The organism is Streptomyces sp. NRRL B-1347, from assembly GCF_000720325.1.
Classification (GTDB): Bacteria; Actinomycetota; Actinomycetes; order Streptomycetales; family Streptomycetaceae; genus Streptomyces.
The window spans coordinates 44,116-70,175 of record NZ_JOJM01000022.1; the positions used below are offsets into that span (position 1 = coordinate 44,116).

The 26,060-nt window shown below is 73.6% G+C and carries 25 protein-coding genes and 1 tRNA gene; 13 read left to right on the forward strand and 13 right to left on the reverse strand.

Annotated features, from left to right (window positions below; genetic code table 11):
* From IG74_RS0119895 to IG74_RS0119905, 3 genes are all read left to right on the forward strand, one after another.
* The gene (locus IG74_RS0119895) at window positions 1-2,457 is read left to right on the forward strand and encodes a phosphoribosyltransferase (RefSeq protein ID WP_234334385.1); all 2,457 of its coding nucleotides are present in this window, start codon (window positions 1-3) and stop codon (window positions 2,455-2,457) included.
* A gap of 77 nt (window positions 2,458-2,534) precedes the next feature.
* On the forward strand, window positions 2,535-3,272 hold the full coding sequence (locus IG74_RS0119900; protein WP_234334387.1) for an HAD family hydrolase: 738 nt from the start codon (window positions 2,535-2,537) through the stop codon (window positions 3,270-3,272).
* A 39-nt stretch (window positions 3,273-3,311) separates the two neighbouring features.
* Window positions 3,312-3,521, forward strand: coding sequence for an FmdB family zinc ribbon protein (locus tag IG74_RS0119905; protein ID WP_030678728.1), 210 nt, complete (start codon window positions 3,312-3,314; stop codon window positions 3,519-3,521).
* Here IG74_RS0119905 and IG74_RS0119910 read toward each other — a convergent pair.
* From IG74_RS0119910 to IG74_RS0119925, 4 genes are all read right to left on the reverse strand, one after another.
* Window positions 3,518-4,492, reverse strand: coding sequence for a sugar kinase (locus IG74_RS0119910; protein WP_037825768.1), 975 nt, complete (start codon window positions 4,490-4,492; stop codon window positions 3,518-3,520). The two genes, IG74_RS0119905 and IG74_RS0119910, sit on opposite strands and share 4 nt — an antisense overlap.
* Before the next feature lie 5 nt (window positions 4,493-4,497).
* Window positions 4,498-5,169, reverse strand: a complete 672-nt coding sequence (locus IG74_RS0119915; RefSeq protein ID WP_078868901.1) for a bifunctional 4-hydroxy-2-oxoglutarate aldolase/2-dehydro-3-deoxy-phosphogluconate aldolase — start codon at window positions 5,167-5,169, stop codon at window positions 4,498-4,500.
* A 72-nt stretch (window positions 5,170-5,241) separates the two neighbouring features.
* On the reverse strand, window positions 5,242-6,726 hold the full coding sequence (locus IG74_RS0119920) for a hypothetical protein (RefSeq protein WP_051855042.1): 1,485 nt from the start codon (window positions 6,724-6,726) through the stop codon (window positions 5,242-5,244).
* 81 nt (window positions 6,727-6,807) lie between these two features.
* A complete protein-coding gene (locus IG74_RS0119925) occupies window positions 6,808-7,620 on the reverse strand; it encodes a DUF4097 family beta strand repeat-containing protein (RefSeq protein WP_051855043.1) in 813 nt (270 codons plus the stop codon).
* Between the two features lie 191 nt (window positions 7,621-7,811).
* On the opposite strand from IG74_RS0119925, the gene IG74_RS0119930 reads away from it, so the two are divergent.
* Together IG74_RS0119930 and IG74_RS0119935 are read left to right on the forward strand one after the other, a co-directional pair.
* A tRNA-Val gene (locus tag IG74_RS0119930) sits at window positions 7,812-7,883 on the forward strand.
* 380 nt (window positions 7,884-8,263) lie between these two features.
* Window positions 8,264-8,515, forward strand: coding sequence for a hypothetical protein (locus IG74_RS0119935; protein WP_030678747.1), 252 nt, complete (start codon window positions 8,264-8,266; stop codon window positions 8,513-8,515).
* Between the two features lie 1,085 nt (window positions 8,516-9,600).
* On the opposite strand, the gene IG74_RS0119940 is transcribed toward IG74_RS0119935, so the two are convergent.
* Window positions 9,601-10,158, reverse strand: a complete 558-nt coding sequence (locus IG74_RS0119940; RefSeq protein WP_037825790.1) for a flavoprotein — start codon at window positions 10,156-10,158, stop codon at window positions 9,601-9,603.
* A 132-nt stretch (window positions 10,159-10,290) separates the two neighbouring features.
* On the opposite strand from IG74_RS0119940, the gene IG74_RS0119945 reads away from it, so the two are divergent.
* The 3 genes from IG74_RS0119945 (at window position 10,291) to IG74_RS0119960 (ending at window position 12,648) form a co-directional block, all read left to right on the forward strand.
* Entirely contained in the window at window positions 10,291-11,469 is a 1,179-nt protein-coding gene (locus IG74_RS0119945) for a helix-turn-helix domain-containing protein (RefSeq protein WP_030678752.1), read from the forward strand.
* 89 nt (window positions 11,470-11,558) lie between these two features.
* The gene (locus tag IG74_RS45995) at window positions 11,559-12,020 is read left to right on the forward strand and encodes a hypothetical protein (protein WP_234334386.1); all 462 of its coding nucleotides are present in this window, start codon (window positions 11,559-11,561) and stop codon (window positions 12,018-12,020) included.
* Between the two features lie 190 nt (window positions 12,021-12,210).
* Window positions 12,211-12,648 (forward strand): hypothetical protein, encoded by a 438-nt coding sequence (locus tag IG74_RS0119960; RefSeq protein ID WP_030678761.1) that lies wholly within the window; start codon window positions 12,211-12,213, stop codon window positions 12,646-12,648.
* Between the two features lie 96 nt (window positions 12,649-12,744).
* Here IG74_RS0119960 and IG74_RS0119965 read toward each other — a convergent pair whose 3' ends face one another.
* Window positions 12,745-13,284 (reverse strand): hypothetical protein, encoded by a 540-nt coding sequence (locus IG74_RS0119965; protein ID WP_051855044.1) that lies wholly within the window; start codon window positions 13,282-13,284, stop codon window positions 12,745-12,747.
* 116 nt (window positions 13,285-13,400) lie between these two features.
* Entirely contained in the window at window positions 13,401-13,688 is a 288-nt protein-coding gene (locus tag IG74_RS0119970; RefSeq protein ID WP_030678767.1) for a hypothetical protein, read from the reverse strand.
* A 228-nt stretch (window positions 13,689-13,916) separates the two neighbouring features.
* Here IG74_RS0119970 and IG74_RS0119975 point away from each other — a divergent pair, with 228 nt between their 5' ends.
* Window positions 13,917-14,138, forward strand: a complete 222-nt coding sequence (locus IG74_RS0119975) for a DUF2277 domain-containing protein (protein ID WP_030678770.1) — start codon at window positions 13,917-13,919, stop codon at window positions 14,136-14,138.
* A 127-nt stretch (window positions 14,139-14,265) separates the two neighbouring features.
* Here IG74_RS0119975 and IG74_RS0119980 read toward each other — a convergent pair whose 3' ends face one another.
* A complete protein-coding gene (locus IG74_RS0119980) occupies window positions 14,266-14,871 on the reverse strand; it encodes a DedA family protein (protein WP_030678772.1) in 606 nt (201 codons plus the stop codon).
* Between the two features lie 355 nt (window positions 14,872-15,226).
* Between IG74_RS0119980 and IG74_RS0119985 the strand changes: the two genes are divergently transcribed.
* Window positions 15,227-15,676, forward strand: coding sequence for a superoxide dismutase family protein (locus tag IG74_RS0119985; protein WP_324607505.1), 450 nt, complete (start codon window positions 15,227-15,229; stop codon window positions 15,674-15,676).
* A 111-nt stretch (window positions 15,677-15,787) separates the two neighbouring features.
* On the opposite strand, the gene IG74_RS0119990 is transcribed toward IG74_RS0119985, so the two are convergent.
* The 4 genes from IG74_RS0119990 to IG74_RS0120005 all read right to left on the reverse strand — a co-directional run bounded on the left by IG74_RS0119990 (window position 15,788) and on the right by IG74_RS0120005 (window position 20,817).
* Window positions 15,788-16,243: a DoxX family protein gene (locus IG74_RS0119990; protein WP_030678776.1), complete on the reverse strand. Its 456-nt coding sequence runs from the start codon at window positions 16,241-16,243 to the stop codon at window positions 15,788-15,790.
* Window positions 16,244-16,314: 71 nt separating this feature from the next.
* Window positions 16,315-18,303: an FAD/NAD(P)-binding protein gene (locus IG74_RS0119995; RefSeq protein ID WP_030678778.1), complete on the reverse strand. Its 1,989-nt coding sequence runs from the start codon at window positions 18,301-18,303 to the stop codon at window positions 16,315-16,317.
* A 159-nt stretch (window positions 18,304-18,462) separates the two neighbouring features.
* Entirely contained in the window at window positions 18,463-20,094 is a 1,632-nt protein-coding gene (locus tag IG74_RS0120000) for an alkaline phosphatase D family protein (protein ID WP_037825774.1), read from the reverse strand.
* 75 nt (window positions 20,095-20,169) lie between these two features.
* Window positions 20,170-20,817, reverse strand: a complete 648-nt coding sequence (locus tag IG74_RS0120005; RefSeq protein ID WP_030678782.1) for an HNH endonuclease family protein — start codon at window positions 20,815-20,817, stop codon at window positions 20,170-20,172.
* 486 nt (window positions 20,818-21,303) lie between these two features.
* On the opposite strand from IG74_RS0120005, the gene IG74_RS0120010 reads away from it, so the two are divergent.
* On the forward strand, window positions 21,304-21,882 hold the full coding sequence (locus IG74_RS0120010; protein WP_030678786.1) for a TMEM165/GDT1 family protein: 579 nt from the start codon (window positions 21,304-21,306) through the stop codon (window positions 21,880-21,882).
* A gap of 200 nt (window positions 21,883-22,082) precedes the next feature.
* Window positions 22,083-22,748: an HAD family hydrolase gene (locus IG74_RS0120015; protein WP_030678789.1), complete on the forward strand. Its 666-nt coding sequence runs from the start codon at window positions 22,083-22,085 to the stop codon at window positions 22,746-22,748.
* A gap of 125 nt (window positions 22,749-22,873) precedes the next feature.
* Here the strand turns inward: IG74_RS0120015 and IG74_RS0120020 are convergent, their stop codons facing one another.
* Window positions 22,874-23,659, reverse strand: a complete 786-nt coding sequence (locus tag IG74_RS0120020) for a peptidoglycan-binding protein (protein ID WP_051855045.1) — start codon at window positions 23,657-23,659, stop codon at window positions 22,874-22,876.
* Between the two features lie 276 nt (window positions 23,660-23,935).
* On the opposite strand from IG74_RS0120020, the gene IG74_RS0120025 reads away from it, so the two are divergent.
* On the forward strand, window positions 23,936-25,987 hold the full coding sequence (locus tag IG74_RS0120025) for an MDR family MFS transporter (protein ID WP_030678796.1): 2,052 nt from the start codon (window positions 23,936-23,938) through the stop codon (window positions 25,985-25,987).
* Window positions 25,988-26,060: the final 73 nt, after the last annotated feature.

The following is a 26,060-nucleotide window of genomic DNA, read 5'->3' on the forward strand; positions in this document are numbered from 1 at the left end:
GTGAGTGACAGAGGAGTGTCGGAGAACGTGGTGTGGTCGGGTACGTGGGTCGCTGAGCGGCTCGGTGTGGAGCTCGTCGGCGACGACCGGCTGCGGGACCTCCTCGGGCTCGCGCTGCGGCGCAACCCCAAGCGCGCCCACCTCCTGGTGTCGAACGTGCTCGGCAAGCACGTGCCGCAGCCGCCCTCGGTCGTACGGCGGTCCGGGTACGAGCTCGGCCTGCGGGTGCGCGAGCTGCTCGGCCCCGACGCCTGCGCGCGCGCCGTCGTGCTCGGCTACGCGGAGACGGCGACGGGCCTCGGCCACTGCGTCGCCGACGGCGTCGGCGACGCCCCCTACCTGCACTCGACGCGCCGCCCCGTCGCGGGCGTGGCGCGCGCGGGCGGCTTCGAGGAGGCCCACTCGCACGCCACCTCGCACCTGCTGCTCCCCGAGGACCCCCGGCTGCTCGCGGGCGCCGGCGCCCTGGTCCTCGTCGACGACGAGTTCTCCACCGGCAACACCGTCCTCAACACCGTCCGCGCCCTGCACGCGCGCTTCCCGCGCGAGCGGTACGTCATCGTGGCCCTGGTCGACATGCGCGCCCCCGCCGACCGCGACCGCCTCGACGCCTTCGCCGCGGAGATCGGCGCCCGCATCGACCTGGTGGCCCTCGCGTCGGGCACGGTGCGGCTGCCGGACGGGGTGCTGGAGAAGGGGCGGGCACTGGTCGAGGAGCACGAGGCCGAGGCGGAGCCCCCGCCCGCCCCGCGCGCCGAGCCCGCCCCCGTCACCCGTGTCCCCCTGGCCTGGCCCGACGGCGTCCCCGACGGCGGCAGGCACGGCTTCACGCCCGCGCACCGGGCGCGCCTCGCGGCCGCCCTCCCCGGCATGGCGGAGCGGATCGCGCGGGCGCTGCCCGAGGACGCCCGGCGCGTCCTCGTCCTCGGCTTCGAGGAGCTGATGTACGCGCCGCTCGCGCTCGGCGTCGCCCTGGAGGGGCACATCGGCGACCGGGCGGAGGTCCGCTACTCCACCACCACCCGCTCGCCCGTCCTCGCCGTCGACGACCCCGGCTACGCCATCCGCACCCGGCTCGTCTTCCCCGCCCACGACGACCCCGCCGACGGGCCCGGCGACCGCTACGCCTACAACGTGGCGGGCGGCGGCTTCGACGCGGTCGTCGCCGTCGTCGACTCCACCGCCGACACGGCCGCCCTGCACGCCCCCGACGGGCTCCTCGCCGAGCTCTCCGCGCACACCGGGCACGTGCTGCTCGCCGTCGTGCCCTCGTACGCACCCGAAAGGTCCCCGTCCGTGCTGCCCGATCCCCTCCGCGGTCCCGCCTTCTCCTCGTACGCGCCCGACGACGTCGGCTGGCTGCTCCAGGACCTGTCGGAGGTCACGCTCGAAGCGCCCACCGAGGAGCGCGAGGAGGCGATCCAGAGCGGCGGCGCCCACTACGCCGAGTCGCTGCCCGTCGAGTACCAGCCGAGCGCGCAGTACCAGGAGCTGTTCCGGGCCGCGCTCGACACCTCCGCCGCCCGCGTCGCGCAGGCCGTCGGCACGGTCACCGAGACGGTCGTCGCCGAGCGCTCGCCCCGCCCCGTGCTCGTCTCCCTGGCCCGCGCGGGCACCCCCGTCGGCGTCCTGATGCGCCGCTGGGCGCGGTACCGCCACGGCCTCGACCTGCCGCACTACGCGGTGTCGATCGTGCGCGGCCGCGGCATCGACGCCAACGCGCTGCGCTGGCTCGCCGCGCACCACGACCCGGCCGACGTCGTGTTCGTCGACGGCTGGACCGGCAAGGGCGCCATCACCCGTGAACTCGCCGCCGCGATACGGGAGTTCGAGGAGGCCGAGGGCGTCACCGGGTTCAGTCCGGAGATGGCCGTGCTCGCCGACCCGGGCTCCTGCGTGCGGACGTACGGCACCCGCGAGGACTACCTCATCCCCTCCGCCTGCCTCAACTCCACGGTCTCCGGCCTCATCTCGCGCACCGTCCTGCGCGCCGACCTCGTCGGGCCCGACGACTTCCACGGCGCGAAGTTCTACCGCGACCTCGCCCCCGCCGACGTCTCCGCCGACTTCGTGGACGCGGTCGCCGCCCGCTTCGACGAGGTGGCCGACGCCGTGGACACCCGGGTCAAGGAGCTGCTCGCCGCCGACCGCGCCCCCACCTGGGAGGGCTGGGCCGCCGTGGAGCGGATCAGTGAGGAGTACGGCATCCACGACGTGAACCTCGTCAAGCCCGGCGTCGGCGAGACCACGCGCGTGCTGCTCCGCCGGGTGCCGTGGAAGATCCTCGCCAGGGCGGGGGCGGGCGCCGACCTGGACCACGTCCGGCTGCTCGCCGCCCAGCGCGGCGTGCCCGTCGAGGAGGTGGACGGGCTCCCGTACACCTGCGTGGGCCTCATCCACCCCCAGTACACGCGCGGGGCGACCGGCGCCGACGGCAAGGCGGTGACCGGAGCGTGAGCGCCCGTACCGTCCGGCTCGTCGCCAGCGACCTCGACCGCACCCTCATCTACTCCGCCGCCGCGCTCGGCCTGCGCATGCCCGACGCCGACGCGCCGCGCCTGCTGTGCGTCGAGGTGTACGAGGGCAAGCCGCTGTCGTACGTCACGGAGACCGCCGCCGGGCTCCTCGCGGAGCTCGGCAGGGCCGCCGTGTTCGTGCCCACGACCACGCGTACGCGCGAGCAGTACGCGCGCATCCACCTGCCGGGCCCGGCGCCCGCGTACGCGATCTGCGCCAACGGCGGCCACCTGCTCGTCGACGGCGTCCCCGACTCCGACTGGCGCGCGGCCGTCGACCGGCGCATCGCGGCGGAGTGCGCCTCCCTGGAGGAGGTCCGCGCCCATCTGCTGCGCACCGCGGACCCGGCCTGGCTGCTCAAGGAGCGCGTCGCCGAGGACCTCTTCGCCTACCTGGTCGTCGAGCGCGCCCTGCTGCCGGACGGCTGGGTCAAGGAACTCGGCGCGTGGGCGGAGCAGCGCGGCTGGACCGTCTCGCTCCAGGGGCGCAAGGTGTACGCCGTGCCGCGGCCGCTCACCAAGAGCGCGGCGATGCGGGAGGTCGCGCGGCGGGTCGGCGCCGACGAGACGCTGGCCGCGGGGGATTCGCTGCTCGACGCGGATCTGCTGGCCGCGGCGGACCGGGCCTTCCGGCCCTCGCACGGGGAGTTGGCCGACGTCGGCTGGACCGTGCCGGGGCTCGTGGTGGTGCCGGAGGCCGGGGTGGCGGCGGGGGAGGAGATCGCGCGGCGGCTGGCCCTCGCGGCGCATTCGTAGCCCGTCCGGCGTTCGCGTGGCGCGGCGTAATCTTGGGGCATGCCTCGTTACGAGTACCGCTGCCGTCCCTGTGGGGACACCTTCGAGCTGAGCCGGCCCATGGCGGAGTCCGGGGAGCCCGCCGTGTGCCCGGCCGGGCACGAGGACACCGTGAAGCTCCTGTCGGCCGTGGCGGTCGGCGGCTCCGCCCCCGCCCCGGCCGGAGGGGGAGGCGGCGGCGGTTGCTGCGGCGGCGGCTGCTGCGGCTAGCGCAGCACGTCGGCCGCGCCGAGCAGGCCCAACTCCGCCCGCGTGGGGGCGCCTTCCCAGTCCCCGCGCGAGGCGACCGCGAAGGCCCCGGTGGTCACCGCCCGTTCGAGCCGCGCCGGCACGTCCGCACCGTCGAGCAGCGCGGACAGGTACCCGGCGACGAACGCGTCCCCGGCGCCCACCGTGTCGACCACGCGCACCGGCACCGCCGGGCGGTGCCACGACGCGCCCCCGGCCGCGTACGCGCTGGCGCCGTCCGCGCCCAGCTTCACGACGACCTCGGGGACGCCGAGCCGCAGCAGCCGCTCGGCCGCCCCGCGCGCGTCGGCCGGTTCGCCCTCCTGCGGCAGGCACACCGGCAGCTCGTCGGCGGAGGCCACGAGCACGTCGACGTACGGCATCCAGGGGCGCAGGAAGGCGCCCGCCGCATCCGTACTCCACAGCCGGGAGCGGAAGTTGACGTCCAGGCAGACCGGCACGGCGTGCTCGCGCGCCAGGCGCAGCACCCGCTCCCAGGCGGCCCGGGCCGCCTCGCCGAGGGCCGGGGTGACGCCGGTCAGGTGCAGCAGCCGCGGCGGCGCCGCGGCGAAGGCCCGCGCGACGGCGTCCGCGTCGACCCGTGAACCGGCGGACCCTGAGCGGTAGTAGTGGACCCGCGTCACCTCCGGGAGGCGCGGCTCGAACAGGATCAGACCGGTCGGCGCGTGCGGGTCGCGCAGGGCGCCCGTGACGTCCACGCCCTCGGCCCGCAGCGTCCGCAGGACCAGCTCACCGGCCTCGTCGTCGCCGACGGCGCCCGCCCAGGCCGCGCCGTGCCCGAGCCGGGCCAGGCCGACGGCCACGTTCGACTCGGCCCCCGCTACGGACACGGTCATGGTGCCGCCCAGCTTCAGCGGCCCCTCGCCGCGCAGCGCTGCCATGGTCTCCCCGAAGGTGAACACGTCAGGGCCCGGCCCGGTGCCCGCGCGCATCCCGCTCACGCGCACACCGCCACGAACCGCCGCGCGCGGCGCCGCAGCGCGTCCAGGTCGCCGCCGTCCGCCGCGTCCCCGACGAGCGGCGAGCCCACGCCCACCGCCGCGGCACCGTGCTCCAGATAGGCCGCCGCCGCGGCCGCGTCCACCCCGCCGACCGGTACGAACGGCAGGTCGGGGAAGGGGCCGCGGAGCGCCTTCAGATAGTCGGGGCCGCCCGTCGCCGACGCCGGGAAGACCTTCAGGGCGGTCGCGCCCGCCGCGCTCGCGGCGATCACGTCGGTCGGGGTCAGGACGCCCGCGAGCACGGGCAGGCCGAGGCCGAGGCCGGTGTCGACGCCCGCGCCGAGGCCGGGCGTCACGATCAGGTTGGCGCCCGCCGCGGCCGCGCGCCGGGCGTCGTCCGCCGTCAGGACCGTGCCCGCGCCGAGCCACGCGTCCGGGCCGAGCTCGGCCCGCGCCCGCTCCAGTACGCCGAGCGCGCCGGAGCCGCTCAGCGAGACCTCGACGAGCGGCACCCCGGACCCGACCAGCGCCAGGACGGTACGGAACGACGCCTCCGGGTCGCGGCCGCGCACGATGGCGAGCAGCCGCCGGGCCCGCAGGGCGGTGAGGAAGCCGGCCGCACCCGTGGCCGAACCGTCGGTCGAACTCTTGGTCACACCCTCGGTCATGCCCTCAGGCTCGCACAGGCGCTCGGGCGCTCCGACGCGGGGCCCGACAGGCGGGCGGGACCGGCCCGGGGCTCAGCCGGCGCCCTGCCCCCGCTCCTCGCGGATCCGCGCGACCACCCGCGCCGCCGTCGCGCGCACGGCCTCCGTCTCGGTCAGGAACTGCCAGTAGTCGGGGTGACGGCCCTCCAGGGCGGCCACCGCGCGGTCCAGGCGGGCCACCGCCTCGTCCAGCGGCCGCGCGTGCTGCGGGTCGGGGCGCTGGCGGCCCGCCATGGCCAGGCGCTGGGCGTCGCGCACCGCGAACCGGGTGCGCTCGATCTCCGCCTGCGGGTCCTTGGAGACCTCGTTCAGCCGCCGGAGCCGGTCACCGGCGGCGGACACGGCCTCGTCGGTGGAGTTGAGCAGGGCCCGCACGGTCGAAAGGCGCGCCGTCGCGTCCGGCCACCGCTGCTCCTCGCGGGCCCGCTGGGCCTCCTTCAGCTTGGTCTCCGCCTGCCGCACGCTCTCCGCGGCCTGCTCGGGGACGCGCTGGAGGTCCTGCCAGCAGGCCGCGGAGAAGCGCCGCCGCAGCTCGCTCAGGACCGGCTCGACCTGCTCGCTGCGGGTGGTCAGGGCCTGGGCGCGGGTGCGCAGCGACACCAGCCGACGGTCGATCTCACGCGCCCGCTCGGGCAGCCGCTCGGCCTCCGCGCGGACGGCCTCCGCGTCGCGCACGACCCGGTCGGCGCGCTGCAGCGTGTCGGCGACGCCGTGCTGCCCGGCGCCCTGGTTGAGCTTGGTCAGCTCGGGCGCGAGCGCGGCGAGCCGCCCCGCCAGGTCGTCGGCCTTCAGGCCCGCGCCGCGCACCGCGTCCAGGGCGTTGCTCGCGGCCAGGAGCGTCTGCCGGGCCCGCTCCACGGCCGGGGCGAGCCGGGCGAGCTGGGTCTCCGCCTTGTCGAGCAGCGGCCCGAGCCCCTGCGAGAAGCGGTCGAGGTCCTGCTTGGTCCTGCCGAGCGCGTCCTTGGCCGCCGTCAGCTCGGTGCGCGCCCGGGCGGCGGCGGACGTCTCCAGGTCGTCCCGGTCCAGGTCGTGCGCGTCGACGGCGCTGATGTACTGGTGGCTGACCTCGTCGATGCGCTGCCCGAGCGCCTCGAAGTCCGCGGCGGCCCGCCGCGCGGCGGGCGAGGAGTCCACTGCGGCGATCGTCTCGATCGAGATCCGCAGGTCCCGCTGCGCGGTGTCCAGCTCGTAGAACGCGGCGGCCGCCGCGTCCTTGGCCGCCTGGGCATCGGCCCGCACGCCTTCCCCACGCCCCCCGAACCACCGCCGGGTCCCACCCCCGGCAAAGGCCCCGGGCAACACGGCGACGAGAAGGGAAAGGGGCAGCAGAACGAGGGCCAGGGCGTCCCGAAGGGGCCGGGGTGCGGCGTCCCGAAGGGGCGCGGGGCGAGACACGATGCGGTTCCGCCGCGTGGGCGCGCCCAGCCGCGACCGACCCGCAGACGGAGACGAGGGCACCGACGGAGAGGCGGAAGAGGCCGTGCCACACCTGTGTGGCTGCGATGGTGTCGCCGTCACTGTCCCTCTCCCGTGCTGTCATCCGCCCTGCCCGGCCGGTGTCACATTCTCCCACCGGTAGAGGACGAACACACGGGGTGGTCAGTTCGCCGCGCGCACCGTGATGCTGCCGTCGACGCTGCGTACCGACACGTGGTGCGGGCTGTCGTCGGCGCGCGGCACGGACACGTCGACGCCGCCGTCCACGCTCTTGGTGTCCACCCGGTACCGGGCGTCGGGCAGACCGACGTTCACGGACCCGTCCGTGCTCCGCGCCCGCACCCGGTCCGGTACGGCGTCGAGTTCGAGCCATACGGAACCGTCCTGGGACTGGGCGCTGACCCGCTTCGACGTGACCCCGTCGGTCCGCACGGAGCCGTCGGCGCTGCGCAGGTCCAGCGGCCCGCTGCTGTTCCGCACGGTCACGCTGCCGTCGGCCGTGCGCACCTTCAGGGGCTCGCGGAAACCGCTGGCGGTCACCTGGCCGTCGCGGTTCACGATGGTCACGGCGACGCCGCGGGGGACGACGACGCGGTGCTTGGCGGAGCAATTGCTGATCAGGCCGCTGCACTTCACCCGGAACGTGAGCTTGTCGCCCTCGGCGCTCTGCTTCCAGGTGACCTTGGGGCTCCCGCCGAGCACGGTCCTGCCGTCGAACCAGCGCGTCACCCGTACGTCCTTCACGCGGTCCGAGACGACGACGTCCAGGGCGGAGTCGTCGGAGTCGAGGGTCAGCGTCCTGCCGGGCAGGCTGAACGCCCGCCGCTCCGGCGTCTTGTCGTCGTCGGCGCTGGCCCCGCACGCGGAGACGAGCCCGATCACGGCCGCCGTGGCGCCGACACCGGCGATGATGCGCGCGCTCCGCGGACCGAGCGGCCCCCGCGGACCCGGGCGACGGCTGTGGGCGGTGGTCATGGTGGTCTTCTCCCCTGGAACCCCTCGCGGCCCCTGCCGCGAGCACACTCCGAACAGTAGGGAGCGGAGCGCCGTCGGCGGGATGTGGGCCGCTACCGGATCCGAGGTGGGGCTAGCCCCCCTGCCGATCGGGGGGCCGCCACGGGTTTGCGGTCCAGTGCCACCGGCAAGGTAGGCTGTCCACTCGTCCCGGGCGCGTAGCTCAGGGGTAGAGCGTCGCCCTTACAAGGCGAATGTCGGCGGTTCGAAACCGTCCGCGCCCACCGGGTCTGACCTGCAACGGGGAGCCCCGTACCGAGATCGGTACGGGGCTCTTTGTAGATCATTTAGGAGACCCTTGGGAGATCATCCCGTCGGGCCCTCACGACCTGGCCCGACGCGCCACCCGCTGCCCGAGTCGCCACCGTGCCCCCAGGCAGTCCAGACGGTGCCTGCGCATCTCCGGCGTCACGTGCTCGTACGTACGTATGCCACAGACGCACACGAAGCCCCGGCCACCGACCCCCAGCCAGGGCTTCGTCGCGCCCCGCGTGCCCGCCGTTCGCGCTAGGACACCCACACGGGTCACAAAGCGGCCACAGCGCCCCTCCCCACTCCACGCCCTGCATGATGCCTTCAGCATTCGGCGCCAGAGGGAGAAGCCATGGCCAGCTACAGCGAGATCCAGAAGGCTGTGAGGGGCGAGAAGTTCAGGGTCTGGTTCGCGTGGGTGTCGGGCGGCACCATCTGGCTGATGATCACGAACGCAACCAAGGCCATCGCCGTCGTCAGTGTCATCACTCAGATCCTCCTGGTCGTCCTGGGCATCCTCTCGACCATCGCCGCAGTACGGATGAGGAACGCCTTCAACCGTAAGGCCGAAGCCGCCCGCAAGGAGGTCCTCGGCGACCTATGACGGCGAGGGGGATTCCGTGGCTGGTATCCGTAACGGCGGCCCGACCGGCGCCTCGTCGCCGCGCAGAAGGCCCTCGGTCTCACGCAGGTCGACGGACGCCGGAGCCCGGTCGGGTTCACCCTCGACCACCTCATCCCGCTGTCCCGCGGTGGCGACCTTCTCTACCCGCCAACACCTGCTCAGCCCAGCACCGCTGCAACAGTGCACGCGAGAACCGCACGCCTCCGCGGCACAGCCACAGCGAACCTCATGGAGGTGGTGAGGAGCCAGCGTCCGAACTGTCATCCGAAGCTGCACGGGCAGCAATCCGTGCCTCTGCCCTCTGAGCCAACATGTGAATCTCTAAGAGTGCGTTCAGGCGATCGCGCTTACCTCGATTGAACTCAACAGTGACCACGAGCATCGGGACGATGGTCACTATGAAGAGGCCAATCCAGATGCCATAGAACATGAACGATGCGACGCCCGGTGACGGCCCCGACTCCTTGCCTGGCCCGCCCGGCAGTCGCGGCGAGCCCGTTCGCAGCGTGACCGGGCCGCGCGGCCCCAGCGGTCCGGTGGGCGAGTCCGACGACCCGGGCCCACCCGGGCCTCAAGGTGAGCCAGGGCTGGCGGGCCTGCGTAGCGAGCCGGGGTCAACCGGTGAACCAGGCCGGGACGTACAGACCTGCCCGGACGGGTACACCTTCCAGCCGCCTCCCAACGATCCGGATGCTCTCGTCTGTCGCCGCTCCGGAGCGCCGAGCCCCGATCCCACTCTGAAGCGCGGCCCGCAGACGGCCGCATTCGATCCTCAACGACGCCAGTACGCGTGAACGATGCCCCGGTCTCCGCCTTGCGTAGGGGCGGGGCACTTCGTCGTGTCCGGGGTCAGGCCGCAGTGACGATGTCCGCGCGCACAGCTGCCGCCTAGTCGACGAGCGGGCTTTCGCACAGGGCGCGTTGGGCTGTGGTGAGCTGGACGTGGGGGCTTGTCCAGAGGGCGCGGATGTCCTCGTTCACGGCCGCAGCGGGGCGCACGGCGGCCCGGGGGGCTGGGGGTTGGGGACATGCCTGCCGGCGTAGGCCGTGGCGCTGACAGCGGACTACTGCCGCTCGTCACGTCCTTCGAACCGGCGCTTTGCGGCAGCCAGCGCGGCATCCCACGGATACGTCGTGGGCTTGCCTGAGCCTGGCGGGTTGGGGACGAAGCCGCCTTCTCCATACAAGACCGTGACCCCCTGCTCACGCAGCTCCGTGACGCTGCGGTCCAGCTGTCGGTGCTGCGCGTAAGCAGCGTTCACGCACGGCATCGTCACGGTCGGGATGCCCTTGCCGATGCCTTCGGCGACGACGCCCACCACGAAGTTCTGCGTGAGCCCCAGGGCCCACGAGTTGATGCTGTTGAACGTCGCGGGGGCGAAGAGAATCGCATCCGCTGTGGGCCAGACATCGGGCTCGCCGGGGAGCTTGTACTTGCTGCGCACTGGATGCCCCGTGAGTACGGCGAGCCCGTCGATGCTCTCGCGAAGCCAGTGGGCTGCCGTCGGCGTCAGCCCGAGGCAGACGTCCCACCCGTCGCCCTGTGCTGTCTCGATCACCTTCGCCACGTCAAAGAGGGGCGGCGCGGCCGAGCCGAACAGGTACAGAGTCCGAGAGGTCATGGGTTCATCCCATCTCGGGGAGCCGATCACGCGCAACTGCCCCTGATTCAGGTGGAACAGGGGCAGTTGCCGGTCCAGCGCCACATAGCGTGGGTACCGTTCCAGATGGCGAGGAAGGAACGGAGCCCCAGTATGCCCAGAGACGGCCAGCCGGGGGCCCGCATCGCACAGCACCGGAAGCTTGCCGGGCTCACGCAACGCGGGCTGGCTCTGAAGGTCGGCTACTCGTACAGCATGGTCCACCAGGTCGAAGGCGGCCACAAACCGGCGAGCCCGGAGTTCACTGCGGCATGCGCCCGGGTGCTCCACGTGGACGTCACGACCCTGACGGGCCAGCCGTACATGACCGAACTCCAGCAGGACCGGCTCGCTGAACTGATCCGACCCATCCGCGAATCGCTCGACTTGTACGACCTCGGCGCCGACCCCGACGTCGATGTACGCGAGGTGCACAGACTCGTCGCGGCGGCGGACGACCTGTGCGAGCGGGTACGAGCAGCAGAGATCAACAAGGTGGCCCGAACCCTGCCCGGGGTCATCGCCGAGCTCACGACAGCCGCGTACCGCACTCCGTCCACCGAACTGTGGGGCGCGCTCGGATCCGTCTTCCGCACCGCACACGACGTCACCGTGAAGCTCGGCTTCTACGACCTCTCCACGATCGCTCTGGACCGAATGGAGTGGGCCGCACAGCGGGCCTCCGACCCCGTCCTCGCGGCAGTGCGGCAGTACATGCGCGGCCTCGTGTACCACCGCGAGGGGGAGCACACCATCGGGCTCCGGCTCGTGAACGCCGGCCACCAGCTTCTCGGCCAGAGCGACGAGAGCCCTGCCTCGCTCGCTGTCGCGGGGCAACTGCACCTCGGAGCCACCGTCATCGCCGCGCGTGCTCGTGAAGCGGACACGGTGAAGACCCACCTCGATGAAGCGAAGAAGATCACCGACCGCATCGGCGAGATGGGTCACGTCCACTGGTTGTCCTTCGGGCCGACGAACTGGGCAGCGCACGAACTGTCCGCGCTCACCGAGATGGGGCGGTACGGCAAGGCCGTCGAGAAGGCGAAGAAGATCGATATCCCCGACTCCTGGCCCTCGTCTCGCCGCGCGCACGTGCTGATCGACCGCGGGCGCTCGGAGATGGAGATCGGCCGCAGCGAGGCAGCCCTGAAGTCCATCGTGAAGGCCCGCGAGGTGGCTCCCCAGCAGACCCGCTACCACCCTGGCGCGCGAGCGACCGTCGAAGGGCTGATTCACCAGCAGCGGCGCACGCCGGACGCGTTGGGGCACATCTCCGCATGGCTCGGCCTGTGACACCTGGTGTCACTGAAGAGTGACAGTTGACGCCCTTGCGCGTGGTCACGCTGGTCACAAGGCCTGATCAGCGACGACAGGGGCACATCGTGGAAGCCAACCTCAGAGCCGTATCGCAGTGGCTGGCGGAAGCCGACCCGCGACCGGGCGCGGTGTGGGCGGCATGGGAGCAGCATGGTGTCGCGCTGCTCCCGCTCGGCCGCCTCTTCGACGCGGTCCGCGTCCCGGCTGAGCAGGTCCACGCTGCGACGGGCAGCGAGAATCCGAAGACGGTCGAGACGGCGCTGCTCGCCTGGCTCGACGGCCCGGTCATCCGAGACCTGCGCAGCAGCATGGGCCCGTACTACATGCTTATCGCGCCGGACGCAGACTGGGGCGGCCCGGCCGAGCGCCTGACGACCGGCACCTACTTCGGCGTCCCGCGCCCCGGTCACGCGACGATGCTCTCCCGCTGGGTGGTCCTGCCGCCGCACCCCGGCGCCCTGTGCGACACCCGGCACCTGCGCACCCTCCTCGCCACAGCCACGCCCCTCAGGACGGTGGGCCGATGATGGCCGCCGACCTGCCCCCGCTCGAGCAGCAGGCCGAGGATGCGTACCGCATGTACCTCGATCACCTGCGCGTCTGCCCCCGATGCGGCCTGAACTGGGGAAGGCGCTGTGCGGCAGGCCTGTTCCTCAATGGGAACCTACGAGCCACCCGGCTCGCAGCTCGCCTGTACGAGCGCGGGGGGACAAGCTGATGCGTGACGTGACCGAGGCCCTGCTCCTGACAGTGGTGCCCGCCCTCAGTACCCTCTGCCCGGAGCAGCGCTCCGGCGCCGTCTGCGTCTGGTGCCCGCGCGCACTGCCGCCCGGCGAAGGCGTCGACCTGAGCTCTGACGGCCGTCTGCGCGCCTGCGCGCCCTGCCACATGGTCCAAGCCCGGGTCCTGGCGACCTACCTCGGCTGGTACGACCACGGCATCACCTGCCTGCGCTGCCCTCTCGGCCCCTGCGACCGCGGCCAGGTTCTGGCCACCCGGCACCAGGCCGCGCGGGAACAGGCAGGGAAGCCGCCGCTGCGGTGCGTGCATTGCCGGGCGATCATCGAGCCCGGCGAGCAGGCCCGTCCGCACCTGTGGCAGGGCCTGAGTGGGCCCGTGTACAGCTACCTCCACGCCCGCCCGTGCCTGCGATAGACCGTGTGCTCAGCGAACGAGGTCGGCTGTCGGCGGTTCGAAACCGTCCGCGCCCACCGGGTTCAGCATTACATCGACGGCCTCTCGGGGAGATCTTCACGATCCCCGGGGGGCCTTCGGCTTGTCCGCGGCCAGGACGGCCTCGGCGTTCTTCAGCGCGCGGGCGCGGAGTTGGCGCCACTGGGCCAGCTCGGCGCGGTGCCCCGCCCGGACTTCGGCGAGCGGCCGGTCGGCGTGCGCGGCCTCCGGCTCCATGTTGTTCACCACCGTCGACACCCGGAACCAGCGCTTCTGGTCGCCGTACAGCGCGCGCTGGGCGGCGGCCAGGCAGCCGTCGGTGTGCGCGCCCACCGAGTGGCCCGTCGGGAGGGTCAGGGAGAGCTCGGTGCGGCCGGTACCGAACAGGGCGCGGGCCACGCGCGTCCGCTCGGCCGCGGCCGGCGGGCGGTCGCCCGGGCGGGGCGGGGTGAGGCCCCGGCGGCTCAGACAGCCGTCGGTGAGGCGCTGCTGTGCCGCCTTGATGACGTCGTCGGGGGCGGGCGCGGGCGGACGCGGCGCCGGGGACGCGCACCCCGCCGCGAGGGCGCCCGCCAGGAGGACGGGCAGCGGTACGGAGACGAGGGCGCGCAGGCGCATGGGGGCTCCCGGGGTGGGCTCGGCACGGTGCGTGCGCAAACTCCCCGGTGACGGCGCGGGTAAGCGTCGCTTCACCCGCGCCGGTGAGTAGTCCTACCGGCTCCGGTGACGCGGGGCTACTTGCGGCGGTGCTGCGCCGACGGGTGCGTACGGCGGTACCTGCGGTCCCAGCGCTCCTGCCGGGACCGGCGGATGCGGTAGTCGCGGTACGAGGCGGGCGTGCTCATGCCTCCGCCGCCCGCGCTGCCGCCGCTCCCGGCTCCGCTCATGCCGCCCTTGACGGCGGCGCGGTCGTGGCGGCGGATCAGGAAGTAGGCGATCCCCGCAGCAACCAGCCACAGCAGCGGCTGGTTGAAGCCGAGGGCGATCAGGAACAGAAGCAGGGCGATCGTCAGGACAATCATGGGTATACCTCCGCAGGCTGGGCGCGGGGGCTGGGCGTGACCTTCAGGGACGGGAGTGGGCCCGCGCGGCGCGAAGCGGGGGCGGCTCCGGAGCGCGAACCGCGACTCGCGGGGTCGTACACGGGCTCATCGGGCCTTCGTAGGGGGGAGTCAACGCCCGCCGCCGGTGCCTGTCAATGCTCCGGGTATCCCTCGCCTCCGGCCCCGAAACCCTGCGAAGCTGGAGGCATGTGCCGCAGCATCAAGACGCTTCGCCCGCCCGCGCTCGCCGACGAGGCCACCGAGGACGAGATTCGGGCGGCCGCGCTTCAGTACGTACGCAAGGTGTCCGGGTTCCGGGCACCGGCCGCGCACAACCAGGAGGTGTTCGACCGGGCCGTGGAAGCGGTCGCCGCGGCCACGGCCGAGCTGCTCGAAGACCTGGAGGTACGCGGGGCCAGGGCGAGGTAGCCCTCGCGGGGCGCCCCGGACCCACCCCTTCCCGAACCATGGGGCTCCGCCCCCTGGACCCCCGGGCCAGCGGCGCTCCGCACGAGCGCGCAGCGCGATGGAGGGGCGGGCGGGTGGGAGGAGGACCCTACGCGGGGCGGCGCACCACATAGGCCGCGCCCGCGCCCGCCGCGAAGAGGGCGAGCACCGAGACCCCCGTGGCCAGCCAGGTCGCGCCGAGCCACTGGCCGCCGAAGTAGCCGAGGCCCACGCTGTAGCCGGCCCAGGCCACGCCCGCGAGGGCCGACCAGGGCAGGAAGTCGCGCTTGCGGCGGTGGGCCGCGCCCGCGCCGAGGGAGACGATCGAGCGCCCGGCGGGGGCGAAGCGCGCGATGACGACGAGGACGCCGCCGCCCCGCGAGAGGGCCGTGCCGAGCCGCTCCTGGGCGCTGGTCAGGCGCCGGGAGCGGGCGATGGCCCGGTCGAGGCGCTCCCCGCCGCGCCAGGCGATGCGGTAGGCGACGAGGTCGCCGAGGACGGACGCGGTCGCGGCGCACAGCATCAGGAGCAGGATGTCCGGCACGTCGTGCGGCACCCGCCCCGTGCCGGAGCTCGCCGCCGCGGCGGCCGTGGCCGCGGTGATGACGAGGACGCCGCTGGGCAGCAGCGGCAGGAACACGTCGAACAGGACGGAGAGGGCCACGACCGCGTAGATCCACGGACTGGCGGTCAGCGCCCCCACACTCTCAAACACCCGAATCTCCCCGTAGCTCCCCGGTCGGCAACTCATCGCCGCGATATCGCGGGGAGCGGCGGGTGGCGGCCAGACGACAGCTGTACAGCGTACGCCGCGAGATCGCCCAGAGATCCACTGGGGGCTCAGTTGTTCGCTACGTCACGTTCACCGGGGAGTCGGCCGTTCACCCGGCGGGCTTCGCGGCCCGGGCGTACGGTGGTGGGCGGCCCGTACGAACAGTGACAGAGCGCCCCAAAGGGGCCTGACCTGGCGATACGAGGAGCTTGCCATGGTGGCAGGAGTGTTTGCCCCGGCTGTTGCGGCGGTTGTGCTCGCCGCGGCCGGAACCACCGGAAGTGGCACATCGGACAGCGTGGAGGTCCGCGCGGCGGGGCGGTTCGCGCCGCCGACGGCCTTCGTGCCGTCCTCCGCGATCACGTACGACCAGCCGCTCGTGCCCGCCGCCTCGTGGATCGAGGTGACGCAGCACAGCGATCAGCGCGGCACGCGTGTCTCCCTGCGCGTGCGGGGCCTGGAACCGGGCTACGCGTACGGCGTGCACGTGCACCAGAAGCCGTGCGGCGCGGACCCGGCCGCGGCCGGCGGGCACTACCAGAACGTGCCGGGGGAGATGAGTCCCGAGAACGAGGTCTGGCTGGACTTCACTGCCCGCAAGGACGGTTCCGGCAAGGCGTCCGCCTTCCACGACTGGGGTTTCCGGCGCGGTGAGGCGGCGGCGGTCGTGCTGCACCGGGAGCAGGGCGGCGCGGGCGAGCGGCTCGCGTGCTTCAGCGTGCCGTTCGCACCGCCCCCGGCGGGATAGCGGCTCGTCCGTCCCGTCCGTACGTGACGGTCGTACATGACGGTGCCCCCGCCTCCGTACCGGTTCACAGGTACGGAGGCGGGGGCACCGTTCGCGCGCGTGGGGGCGCGCTCAGGCCGCGATGGGGGTGCGGTCGGAGTCGGCCGCGGCCTTCTGCTCGCCGCGGGCCGCCGCGATGACGCGGTCGAGGGAGAACGCCCCGGAGCCGGTGAAGACCAGGAGCAGCAGGGCCCAGCAGAACATCGCCGAGGCCTCTCCGGCGTTCTCTATCGGCCACAGGGCCTCCGGCTGGTGGACCTTGAAGTAGGCGTACGCCATCGAGCCGGACGAGAGGAACGCCGCCGCGCGGGTGCCGAGGCCGAGGGCGACGAGGGCGCCGCCGACGAGCTGGATGACGGCCGCGTACCAGCCGGGCCAGGTGCCCGCGTCGATGGTGGCCCCGCTGCCGTCGGTGCCGCCGAAGGCGCCGAAGAGCGAGGCGGCGCCGTGGCAGAAGAAGAGCAGGCCGACGACGATGCGGAAGAGGCCGAGGGCATAGGGCTGGGCGCTGTTCAGACGCTCAGTCATGGTGGGGGACTCCTTCGGTCTTGTTCGGTTGGGGACGTGAACCGATCGCGAAGCCTCAAGATTAGGTGGGCCTAACTAGTACTTGCAACTTCAACATCTGAGTCTTTCATGAGAATCCTGTGAGGGGTGTTGGTCTGTACCAAGTCGGGGGTCTGGGGCAAGTCTGGAGCCTGGGGAGCGCCGGAGGCCAGAGTCGTGCCGGGGAAAGCTGCCGCGGCCCGCAGCGCGGCACGCGCCACCGCGTCCGCGTCCGAAAGGGTCACCGAGTCGACGCCCGGCCGGGCCCCGGCCGCCGTCACCCAGTGCACGCCCTCCGTGGGCACCCCGAACGCGAACACCCGCGGATGTGCCCGGCCCTGACGGTCGATCAGGTGATAGGGGCGCACGGTCACGTCGAGGCCGCCCGTCTCGTAGCCGTCGACGGTGTGCGGGCGGCACCGCCCGGACCGCAGCAGCTCCGCGAGCAGCGCGTCCCCGGCGCGCCGTACGTCGGGCTCCGGGAGCCGCGCCTCCACCAGCGTCGTCACCCGCACCCCGGAGCCCCGTACGTCCGGCGAGCGCGCGACGAACGCCCCTTCCTGCGCCCGCACTTCGAGGCGCGGCCCGAGCACCTCGACCACGCCCGCCTCGATCAGCGCCGTCAGCTCCTCCGTGCGCCGCCGGGGCGGGCCGATCGACAGGAAGGCGTTCAACGGCGTGTACCAGGCGTCCAGGTGGTCACGGCGCGAGCGGCCCGTGATGCCGCCGTGGTCCACGGTGAGCCGCAGCTCGTTGCGCAGGTCGCGCAGCACGTCGAGGGCCGACTTCAGCGGGCCCGCGACATTGCCGAGCGCGGCCTGGGCGGCGTCCGCGCGCAGATGGCCGAGCAGCCAGGCACGGAACTCGCCCGGCGAGCCGAAGGTCCGCCCCGCGCACGGGCGCGCGAGCCGCGCCCAGGACCAGCGGTCGGCCTCCGGTATCCCGAACGCGTCCAGGAGCGGGGGCTCTTCGGGGTCCCGGTGGGGGACGTCGAGGAAGCGGTCGCGGAAGGCCCGCGCCCGCCCCGGTGTGCCACGGGCGCTCAGCAGCGCCCCGTAGTAGACCGTCTCCACCTCCTTCGCCACCAGCGGCCAGACCTCGGCGCGGAAGTCCGGCGCGTCCCCGCTGTCCGCGCGCTTGCGGAAGCGGGCGATCACGTCGGCGGTGAGCACGGCGGGCTCGTGCCGCCCCCAAGGGCCCTTCGCGTTGTCGCCGCGCGCCTGGTACGGCACGCCGCGCCGCGAACCGGCGTACAGCCGCGGCTCGTCGCCGGACGGCAGGTAGCGCGGCGGGCGGCCCGGCGTGCGGACGAAGCGGCCGCCGCGGCCCTCGGTCAGGAGCGTCACGTGGTCGAAGAAGTTCAGGCCGAGCCCGCGCAGGAGCACCGGCTCGCCCGGGGCGAGCGGGGAGAGGTCGACGTCGGCCGGGTTGGCGGGCGGGACGTGGCGCAGACCGTGGCGGGCGGCGTACTCCGAGAGACCGGTCAGCGCGGCGGCGGGCGCGGTGGGCAGATGGCCCTGGGCGAGCACGACGGCCGACAGACCGGTCAGGGCGCGGGAGCCGTCGAGCAGGAGGGTCTGGAAGCCGTCGGCCGTCTCGGACAGGCGGGTCGCGCGGGCCGCGTGGGTGACGACGCGGACGGCGTCCGGGGCCGTGCGCAGCGTCCGGGCGAACACCCACTCCAGGTAGCGGCCGTAGTCGGCGCGCGTCGGGTAGTCGTCCGGGCCGAGCCCGGGTATGTGCCCGTCCGCCGCCCACTCGTACAGGCTCGGCCCCGGTCCGACCGGTCCCGCGCAGTCGACGCTCGCGTCGGTGAACAGGGTCACCTGGGAGGCGACGGTGTTCATCAGGAGCTCGGGCGCCTGGTCGGTGCGCCAGACCCGGCCGGGGCCCGGTGGCGCCGGGTCGACGACGTGGACGGTGAGCCGCGAGCCGGGGGCGAGCAGTTCGGCGGCCGAGGCGCAGAGGCGTTCCAGGACGCTGGTGCCACGGGGGCCCGCCCCGACGACGGCCAGGGCGGGGTTGGGGGGTGCGAGGGACAAGCGGGGGCTCCCTTTGCGGATACGGCGGATGCGGCCGATGCGGCCGTTACGGCGGATGCGGCGGTCGTGGTGCATGGGGAAGCGAACGGTCCGCATCATGCCTCGCGACGGCCCCCCGGACCCGCTCCTTGCCGAAACCCCCGCACGGCCCGGCCGGAACTACCCCGGGGGAGACAGCTGCCGCGACGCCGCGGTGGTGAGTCCTCCGGCGGCCCCGGCCTGCTCGAGGCGGAGCTCGGCGGCGCGGCCCCGCATCGTCAGGGTCATCAGCTGGTTGCCGAACCAGGGGCCGCCCGTCCTGCGCCAGCTGACCCCGGTCGGCGCCAGCCTCCCGTGGCGGGCGAAGAGCCGGCCGATGACGCGCCCCGCGCGGCTCCAGCCGAAGCGGAAGCCGACGCGTATCGAGGCGGGGATGGAGTTGTGCACCGGCGAGCAGGTGAGCTGGAGGACCCGCGCGGCGGGCGCCGTGCCCTTCGGCCAGGCGGGCTCGGCGACGTACGCGTGGTGGACGTCGCCGGACAGGACGCACACCGTCGCGGGGGCGTCCGGGCCCGAGCCCGCCTCGGCGATCAGCTCGGTGAGCGCGGCGAACGAGGCGGGGAACGCCGCCCAGTGCTCCAGGTCCGCGCGCCGCCGCAGGTCCTCGCCGAAGCGGGCCCAGCGGGCGCCGCGCTCGCCCCGGCACAGCGCGGCGTTCCACCCCTCGGCGTCGTGGATGAGGTGGGGGAGCAGCCAGGGCAGCGAGGTGCCGATCAGGAGGTGGTCGTACCCGCCGTCGAGGGCCTGCTCGCGCAGCCAGCGCGCCTCGTCGGGGTCGAGCATGGCGCGCCGGTCCTCCGCCAGGACGCGGGCGGCGCGGGTGTCGACCATGAGCAGCCGCGTCCGGCCGAAGTCGCGGCGGTAGCTCCACCGGGCCGCCCTGGGATCGGCGTCGGCGCGGGCGGCGAAGGCGGTCAGCGCGTCCGTGCCGTCGGGGGTCGCGCGCACCGCCGCGTACAGCTCGTCGCGGTCGAGCTCGGCGGGCGGCAGGTTGCCCAGGTGCTGGTAGACCCAGTACGACATCAGGCCGCTGCGGACGCGCTCGCCCCACCAGGGCGTGGCCCGCATGTCGGCGAGCCAGGAGGCGCTGGTGTTCCAGTCGTCTATGACGTCGTGGTCGTCGAAGACCATGCAGCTCGGCACGGTGGAGAGCAACCAGCGCACCTCGGGGTCGAGCCAGGACTCGTAGTAGAGGTGGGTGTACTCCTCATAGTCCGCGACCTGGTCGCCCGGGGGCTCGGACAGGTCGCGCCGGGCGGCGAGCCAGCGGCGCGTGGCCTTGGAGACCTCGTCCGCGTACACCTGGTCCCCGAGGAGCAGCAGGACGTCCGGGCGCTCGGCGGCCGGGTCGGCGGCCAGGCGCGCGGCGAGGGCGTCGAGCGCGTCCGGGCCCACGGGGTCGTGCTCCCCGGCGGGCGGCGCGGCCCAGCGGCAGGAGCCGAAGGTGACGCGGACGGCCTCGGGCTCGTCCGACGGCGTGCGCAGGGTGCTCGGCGGGAACGGGCTCTCGGGCAGCGGCCAGACGGTGCCCCCGTCGAGCGTCACCTCGTACGCCGTCTCCGTGTCCGGGCTCAGTCCGGTCACCGGGACGAGCGCGTAGTGGTGCCCGGCGATCTGGAACGTGCGGGCCGAGCCGCCCGCGCCGTCCGCGCACCGCACCTCGGCGGTGCAGGGCCGGTCGGCCTCGACCCACACGGTCGCGGTCCGCCCGTCGACGTATCTCAGCAGGGGCCCCAGACGCAGCCGTGCCACAGTGATCACTCTCCTCCGTCGCCCCGTACGGTACGGAACGACGGAGGCGGGTGGGACGGTTCCGGAGATCTGCCGTCAGCAGCCGTTCAGGATCGAGGAGAGCTTGCTCTTCTCGGCCGGGTCGACGCTGAGGTTGTAGTGCTGCTTCACGTCCACCCACATGCGCGCGTAAGTGCAGTGGTACGAGGAGACCGGGGGCAGCCACTCGGCGGGGTCCTTGTCGCCCTTGGCCTGGTTGACGTTGTCGGTGACCGCGATGAGCTGGGGCTGGCCCAGGTCGTTGGCGAAGGCCTGGCGCTGGGCCTGGGTCCAGGCGTTGGCGCCGGACTTCCAGGCCTCGGACAGCGGGACGACGTGGTCGATGTCGAGGTCGGACGCCTGGGTCCAGGTGGCGTTGTCGTAAGCGGACCTCCAGGTGCCGGAGACGGCGGCGCAGCTGCCGTCCTGCTGGACGTTCTCGCCGTCGCGCTTGAGGACGACCTCGCGGGTGTTGCAGGCGCCGGACTGGGTGATCCAGTGCGGGAACTTGGACCGGCTGTAGCCGTCGGACGAGCCCTCGGCGCGCTCGGTGAGCTGGCCGAGGTAGGTGCGGGCGGTGGCGGCGCTGACCGGCTCGGGCGGCGCGGCCTGGGCGGGGGAGCCGGACAGGAGGGTGGCGGCACAGGCGAGGGCGGCGGCGCCGACCAGGGCCGCGGGGCGGCGACGCGCGTAGATTCCGGGCATGCGAACTCCCTTGAGGTGGGGGGATGTTGACCACTCGGGCGTGGAAAGGCTGGCGGTGTGGGGTTGCCAGCAGGTGTGCGCGCGGTGACAGGGTCGCGTCAAAATGGTGGCCGGGGCAAGGGGTTCGGCGGTATGTCACGGCTTGTCATGTGTACACGGGGTCGCGGGAGTTGCCGCCGAGTGACTCAGCTCACCCCGCGAGGCGTCCCGGATCGGACCAAAGTCCCTGTTCGCGGGCCTGGGGGGATCCCGTACGATGGCTGGAGCAGAAGGGGAGTAGCTCTTCGCCGGACCGTCGACACACTGCTCAGCGCAAGCTGGGCCGGCGCCCGGAGGCGGCCCACGGTGTGGGCGGCCAGCGAGACCTTCGGCAAGCAGTGCCCGCGCACACATCCGTGTGCGCCCGTGAGCGCTGCCGTGCCGAGGTGTCGTGAGCGAAGGCTGCTGCGAGGCTCTCGGTGGGGTGGCCCGACCGATTGAGGAACCTTGATCAGCTTGAGTGTGACGGCGCTCGTCTTCGGCGTCGTCTTCCTTGCCGAACTGCCCGACAAGACCGCGCTCGCCGGGCTCGTGCTCGGCACCCGCTACCGCGCGAGCTACGTCTTCGCGGGCGTGGCCGCCGCGTTCACGGTGCACGTCGTGCTCGCCGTGGCCGCGGGCAGCGTCCTGACGCTCGCGCCGCAGCGCCTGGTGCACGCGATCACCGGCGTGCTGTTCCTCGGCGGCGCGGCGATGCTGCTCATGAAGAAGGGCGAGGGCGACGACGAGGTCAAGGCGCCCAAGGGCCAGAGCTTCTGGCGGGTCTCGGGGGCGGGCTTCATGCTCATCCTGGTCGCGGAGTTCGGCGATCTGACGCAGATCATGACGGCGAACCTGGCCGCCCGCTACGACGACCCGCTGTCGGTCGGCATCGGCGCGGTGCTCGCGCTCTGGGCGGTCGCGGGCCTCGGCATCGTCGGCGGCAAGGCGCTGATGAAGCGGGTGCCGCTGGCCCTCATCACGCGGATCGCGGCGCTGCTGATGCTGGCGCTCGGCCTGTGGAGCCTCTACGAGGCGGTGGCCTGAGGTGGAGCCGTCGCGGAGGTGGCGGATGTCCCCTAACGGGGCCGCTGATGGGGGTCTGACCTGCGTTGTTGCCGCTTGCGGGACTTATTTTGTACCGTGAGGGAACAAAGTGGCTCCGCCCGTACTCCCTGACCGGCGGGCGGGGCCGCCTTGTCTTACTCGACGCGTGTGCGGGTCCCCTTCGCCTTTGGAGTACGCCGATGACGGCCGTGACCGAACTGACCGCCCGAGCCCTCCTCCTGGACATGGACGGGACCCTCGTCAACTCCGACGCCGTCGTCGAGCGCTGCTGGCGCGACTGGGCGGCGCGGCACGGGCTGGACCCGGACGTGGTCATGAAGGTCGTGCACGGCCGCCAGGGGCACGCCTCCATGGCGCTGCTGCTGCCCGACCGGCCCGTGGAGCAGAACCACGCCGAGAACCGCGAGATGCTCGCCCGCGAGACCGCCGACCTGGACGGCGTCGTCCCCGTGCCCGGCGCCCCCGCCTTCATGGCCTCGCTCGCCGGCCTTCCGCACGCCCTGGTGACCTCCGCCGACGTCGCCCTTTCCACCGGCCGCATGGGCGCCGCGGGGCTGCCGATGCCCGCGATACGCGTCACCGCCGAGAGCGTCGGCGCCAGCAAGCCGGACCCCGAGGGCTTCCTCAAGGGGGCGGCGGAACTCGGCATCGCCCCCGAGGACTGCGTCGTCTTCGAGGACTCGGGGGCGGGGATCGCGGCCGGGCGCTCCGCGGGCATGAGGGTCGTCGGGGTCGGGCCCCGGGCCGCCGAGTACGGGCCCACCGTCTGCGTCGACGACCTCACCCAGGTCCGGGTCACCGCCTCGGCGGACGGGGTGCTTCGGCTTTCTTTCGGCTCGTTCTGAGTTTCCGGTAGCACCGCAGTGGGTCCTGTGGTCTTCGGGCCGCGGATTGCAGTGGGCTGGTCGCGCAGCTCCCCGCGCCTCTGAGGGGGCTCCTCCGCGGCCCCGGCAAGTCGCCCCACGTGCCCCTAAGGCGACGCTTCGGTCTCTGCCTCCAGTGACCTGCGGGTCGCCCTCCCGTAGGTGCCGAGGGGGTCCTGGGTGATGCCTCGCGCCCATTGGTAGCGGGCTACCGACTGGGCCAGCAGAGGGGTGTAGGTGTCGTCCGGCGGGCCCTCGTACAGCTGTAACTGGCGCAGGCGGTCCTTGAGTTCGGTGACCTCCGGGCCGCGGTCGCCCAGGCGCAGGGCGGGCGGCGGGGACGGCGGGAAGGACACGGTGCCGGTGGCGCGGGCCGTCGTCCGCGTCGGGGACGTGGCGGGCGCGTGCTTCGGCCGCGGCGACGCCGACGGGGACGACGACGAGGAGGGTGAGGGGCGCTCACGGCTCGGCGTCGGCGTCGGGGTCGGGGCCGGTGGCGGGCTCGGCACGGGATCGGCCGACACGCGCGCGGCCGGTTCCTCCGGCGGCCGGTCCTCGTCGGTGCTCTCCGTCGCGTCCGGCAGCGCCCGGTCGGAGCCGCCGCCGTCCCCCTCGGAGAGCATGCCGGTGGCGAACACGGCCGCCGAGGCGAACAGCGCCCCCGCCCCCGCGAGCAGGCCCGTACGGCCCCGGCGGGCCCGTCTGCGGGAGGTCCGCGGGGCGCCCTGCTCCCCGGCGGCCCGCACCGCGGCGGGCCGGGCGGCCGGTGGCGGCGGGGCCGACGACAGGGCCGGAAGCGGTGCCCGCGGCTCCGGCAGCGTCACGTACGGCCGGATGCGCAGCGGATCGAAGTCCTCGGCGGCCGCCGCCTGCGCGGAACGGCTCTCACGCATCGCCTCCGCGGCCTCACGCGCACATCCGCACGCGGGCGCACCACCCGGCGCACGCGATCTGCCACAGCGGGGGCAACACGCCCCCACAGGCGTCCCACAAGCCCCTAAGACCGGCTCCTCGGGCCCCACGGGCCTCCCGTGCTGCTCGCTCACTGGGTGCTCCCCTCCATCGGTGGCCCCGTAGAGCTCCTCAGGAGTATGCAGCCGTACGACTCAACAGGCCATAACGGGTGACACGGCCCACGATGGAGAGGAGGAGCACCCGGGGAGGTGTCCATGACGCAGGACGTGAGCGCCCGTCCGTCCGGGCCGGAGCACGGGGCGGGGCCCGGCGAACACGTGTCCGGCGGCGTACTGGTCTCCATCGGCGCGCTGCTGCTCGGCATGCTGCTCGCCGCCCTCGACCAGACCATCGTCTCGACCGCCCTGCCGACGATCGTCAGCGACCTCGGCGGCATGGAGCACCTGTCGTGGGTGGTCACGGCGTATCTGCTGGCCGCCACGGCGGCCACCCCGCTGTGGGGCAAGCTCGGCGACCAGTACGGCCGCAAGAAGCTCTTCCAGATCGCGATCGTGATCTTCCTGGCGGGTTCGGCGCTGTGCGGCGCCGCCCAGAACATGTCCGAGCTGATCGCCTTCCGCGCCCTCCAGGGCCTCGGCGGCGGCGGGCTCATGGTCCTGTCGATGGCGATCGTCGGGGACATCGTGTCCCCGCGCGACCGCGGCCGGTACCAGGGCCTGTTCGGCGCGGTCTTCGGCGCCACCAGCGTGCTCGGGCCGCTGCTCGGCGGCCTGTTCACCCAGCACCTGAGCTGGCGCTGGGTCTTCTACGTCAACCTGCCCATCGGCGCGGTCGCGCTCGTCGTGATCGCCGCCGTCCTGCGCATCCCGGCGCGCTCGGCCCGGCACACCATCGACTACCTCGGCACCTTCCTCATCGCCTCCGTCGCCACCTGTCTGGTCCTCGTCGCCTCGCTCGGCGGCACCACCTGGGACTGGGGCTCCCCGCAGATCGTCGGGCTCGCGGTGCTCGGCGTGGTGCTCGGCGCGTGCTTCGTCGCGGTCGAGCGGCGGGCGGCGGAGCCGGTGCTCCCGCTGAAGCTCTTCCGGGTCCGCACCTTCACCCTCTCCGCCGTCATCAGCTTCGTCGTCGGCTTCGCGATGTTCGGCGCCATGACGTACCTGCCGACGTTCCTCCAGGTCGTCCAGGGCGTGTCGCCCACCATGTCGGGCGTGCACATGCTGCCGATGGTCGTCGGCCTGCTGATCTCGTCGACCGCGTCCGGCCAGATCGTCAGCCGCACCGGCCGCTGGAAGGTGTTCCCCGTCGTGGGCACCGGCGTCACCGCGCTCGGCCTGCTGCTCCTGCACCAGCTGAAGCCGGACAGCCCGACGTTCGAGATGAGCGCGTACTTCTTCGTCTTCGGCTTCGGGCTCGGCCTCGTCATGCAGGTGCTCGTGCTGATCGTGCAGAACGCCGTCGGCTACGAGGACCTGGGCGTCGCCACCTCCGGCGCGACCTTCTTCCGCTCCATCGGCGCCTCCTTCGGCGTCGCGGTCTTCGGCACGGTGTTCACCAACCGGCTCGGCGACAAGCTCGGCACGGCCCTCAGCGGGCAGCAGCTGCCGCCCGGCGTCGGCGTCGACTCCCTCAAGGCGGATCCGCGCGGCATCGCGGAGCTGCCGCCCGGGCTCAGACCCGGCGTCGTCGACGCGTACGCGAGCTCGATCACCGACGTCTTCCTGTACGCGGCCCCCGTCGCGCTCGTCGCCTTCGTGCTCGCCTGGTTCCTGCGCGAGGACAAGCTGCGCGGCGCGGTCACCGCGCCCGACCCCACCCAGACGCTCGCCAGCAACCCCGTCCAGCGGTCCTCGTACGACGAGGTGGCGCGGGCCCTGTCCGTCCTCGGCACGCGGGAGGGGCGGCGCGCGGTCTACGAGGACATCACCCGGCGTGCCGGGTACGACCTGCTGCCCGCCGCGAGCTGGCTGCTCCTGCGCATCAGCCGGCACGGGCACGTGGAGCCCGCGACGCTCACCGAGCGCAGCATGGTGCCGCTGACCGTCATCACCCAGGCCTCGCGCCAGCTGGAGGAGCGCCACCTCGCGGTGCGCGAGGGCCTCGGCCTGCGGCTCGCCCCCGAGGGCCGGGAGGCCGCCGCCCGCCTCGCCGAGGCCCGCGAGGAGTCCCTCGCGGAGCTCCTCGGCGACTGGTGGGGCCCGGGACGCCCGACGGACCTCCGGCAGCTCGTGGAGGAACTGGGCGCGGAGATGTGCGGCTCGGACGGCGAGCGCCCACGGGACCCCGTGCGGGGAGCTGTGCGGTAGGGCCGTGCCGTTGACCGCCGTTTGCCGCGTGCAGGTTTCGTCGTGGCTGGCCGCGCCCGCGCGGCGGAGCCGC

Coding starts and splice junctions, on each gene's coding strand:
- IG74_RS0119900 (WP_234334387.1), top strand. CDS start 2,535: ATGCCCGACGCCGACGCGCCGCGCCTGCTGTGCGTCGAGGTGTACGAG.
- IG74_RS0119905 (WP_030678728.1), top strand. CDS start 3,312: ATGCCTCGTTACGAGTACCGCTGCCGTCCCTGTGGGGACACCTTCGAG.
- IG74_RS0119910 (WP_037825768.1), bottom strand. CDS start 4,492: ATGCGCGCGGGCACCGGGCCGGGCCCTGACGTGTTCACCTTCGGGGAG.
- IG74_RS0119915 (WP_078868901.1), bottom strand. CDS start 5,169: ATGACCGAGGGTGTGACCAAGAGTTCGACCGACGGTTCGGCCACGGGT.
- IG74_RS0119925 (WP_051855043.1), bottom strand. CDS start 7,620: ATGACCACCGCCCACAGCCGTCGCCCGGGTCCGCGGGGGCCGCTCGGT.
- IG74_RS0119935 (WP_030678747.1), top strand. CDS start 8,264: ATGGCCAGCTACAGCGAGATCCAGAAGGCTGTGAGGGGCGAGAAGTTC.
- IG74_RS0119940 (WP_037825790.1), bottom strand. CDS start 10,158: ATGACCTCTCGGACTCTGTACCTGTTCGGCTCGGCCGCGCCGCCCCTC.
- IG74_RS0119945 (WP_030678752.1), top strand. CDS start 10,291: ATGCCCAGAGACGGCCAGCCGGGGGCCCGCATCGCACAGCACCGGAAG.
- IG74_RS0119960 (WP_030678761.1), top strand. CDS start 12,211: ATGCGTGACGTGACCGAGGCCCTGCTCCTGACAGTGGTGCCCGCCCTC.
- IG74_RS0119965 (WP_051855044.1), bottom strand. CDS start 13,284: ATGCGCCTGCGCGCCCTCGTCTCCGTACCGCTGCCCGTCCTCCTGGCG.
- IG74_RS0119970 (WP_030678767.1), bottom strand. CDS start 13,688: ATGATTGTCCTGACGATCGCCCTGCTTCTGTTCCTGATCGCCCTCGGC.
- IG74_RS0119975 (WP_030678770.1), top strand. CDS start 13,917: ATGTGCCGCAGCATCAAGACGCTTCGCCCGCCCGCGCTCGCCGACGAG.
- IG74_RS0119990 (WP_030678776.1), bottom strand. CDS start 16,243: ATGACTGAGCGTCTGAACAGCGCCCAGCCCTATGCCCTCGGCCTCTTC.
- IG74_RS0120005 (WP_030678782.1), bottom strand. CDS start 20,817: ATGCCCGGAATCTACGCGCGTCGCCGCCCCGCGGCCCTGGTCGGCGCC.
- IG74_RS0120015 (WP_030678789.1), top strand. CDS start 22,083: ATGACGGCCGTGACCGAACTGACCGCCCGAGCCCTCCTCCTGGACATG.
- IG74_RS0120020 (WP_051855045.1), bottom strand. CDS start 23,659: ATGCGTGAGAGCCGTTCCGCGCAGGCGGCGGCCGCCGAGGACTTCGAT.
- IG74_RS0120025 (WP_030678796.1), top strand. CDS start 23,936: ATGACGCAGGACGTGAGCGCCCGTCCGTCCGGGCCGGAGCACGGGGCG.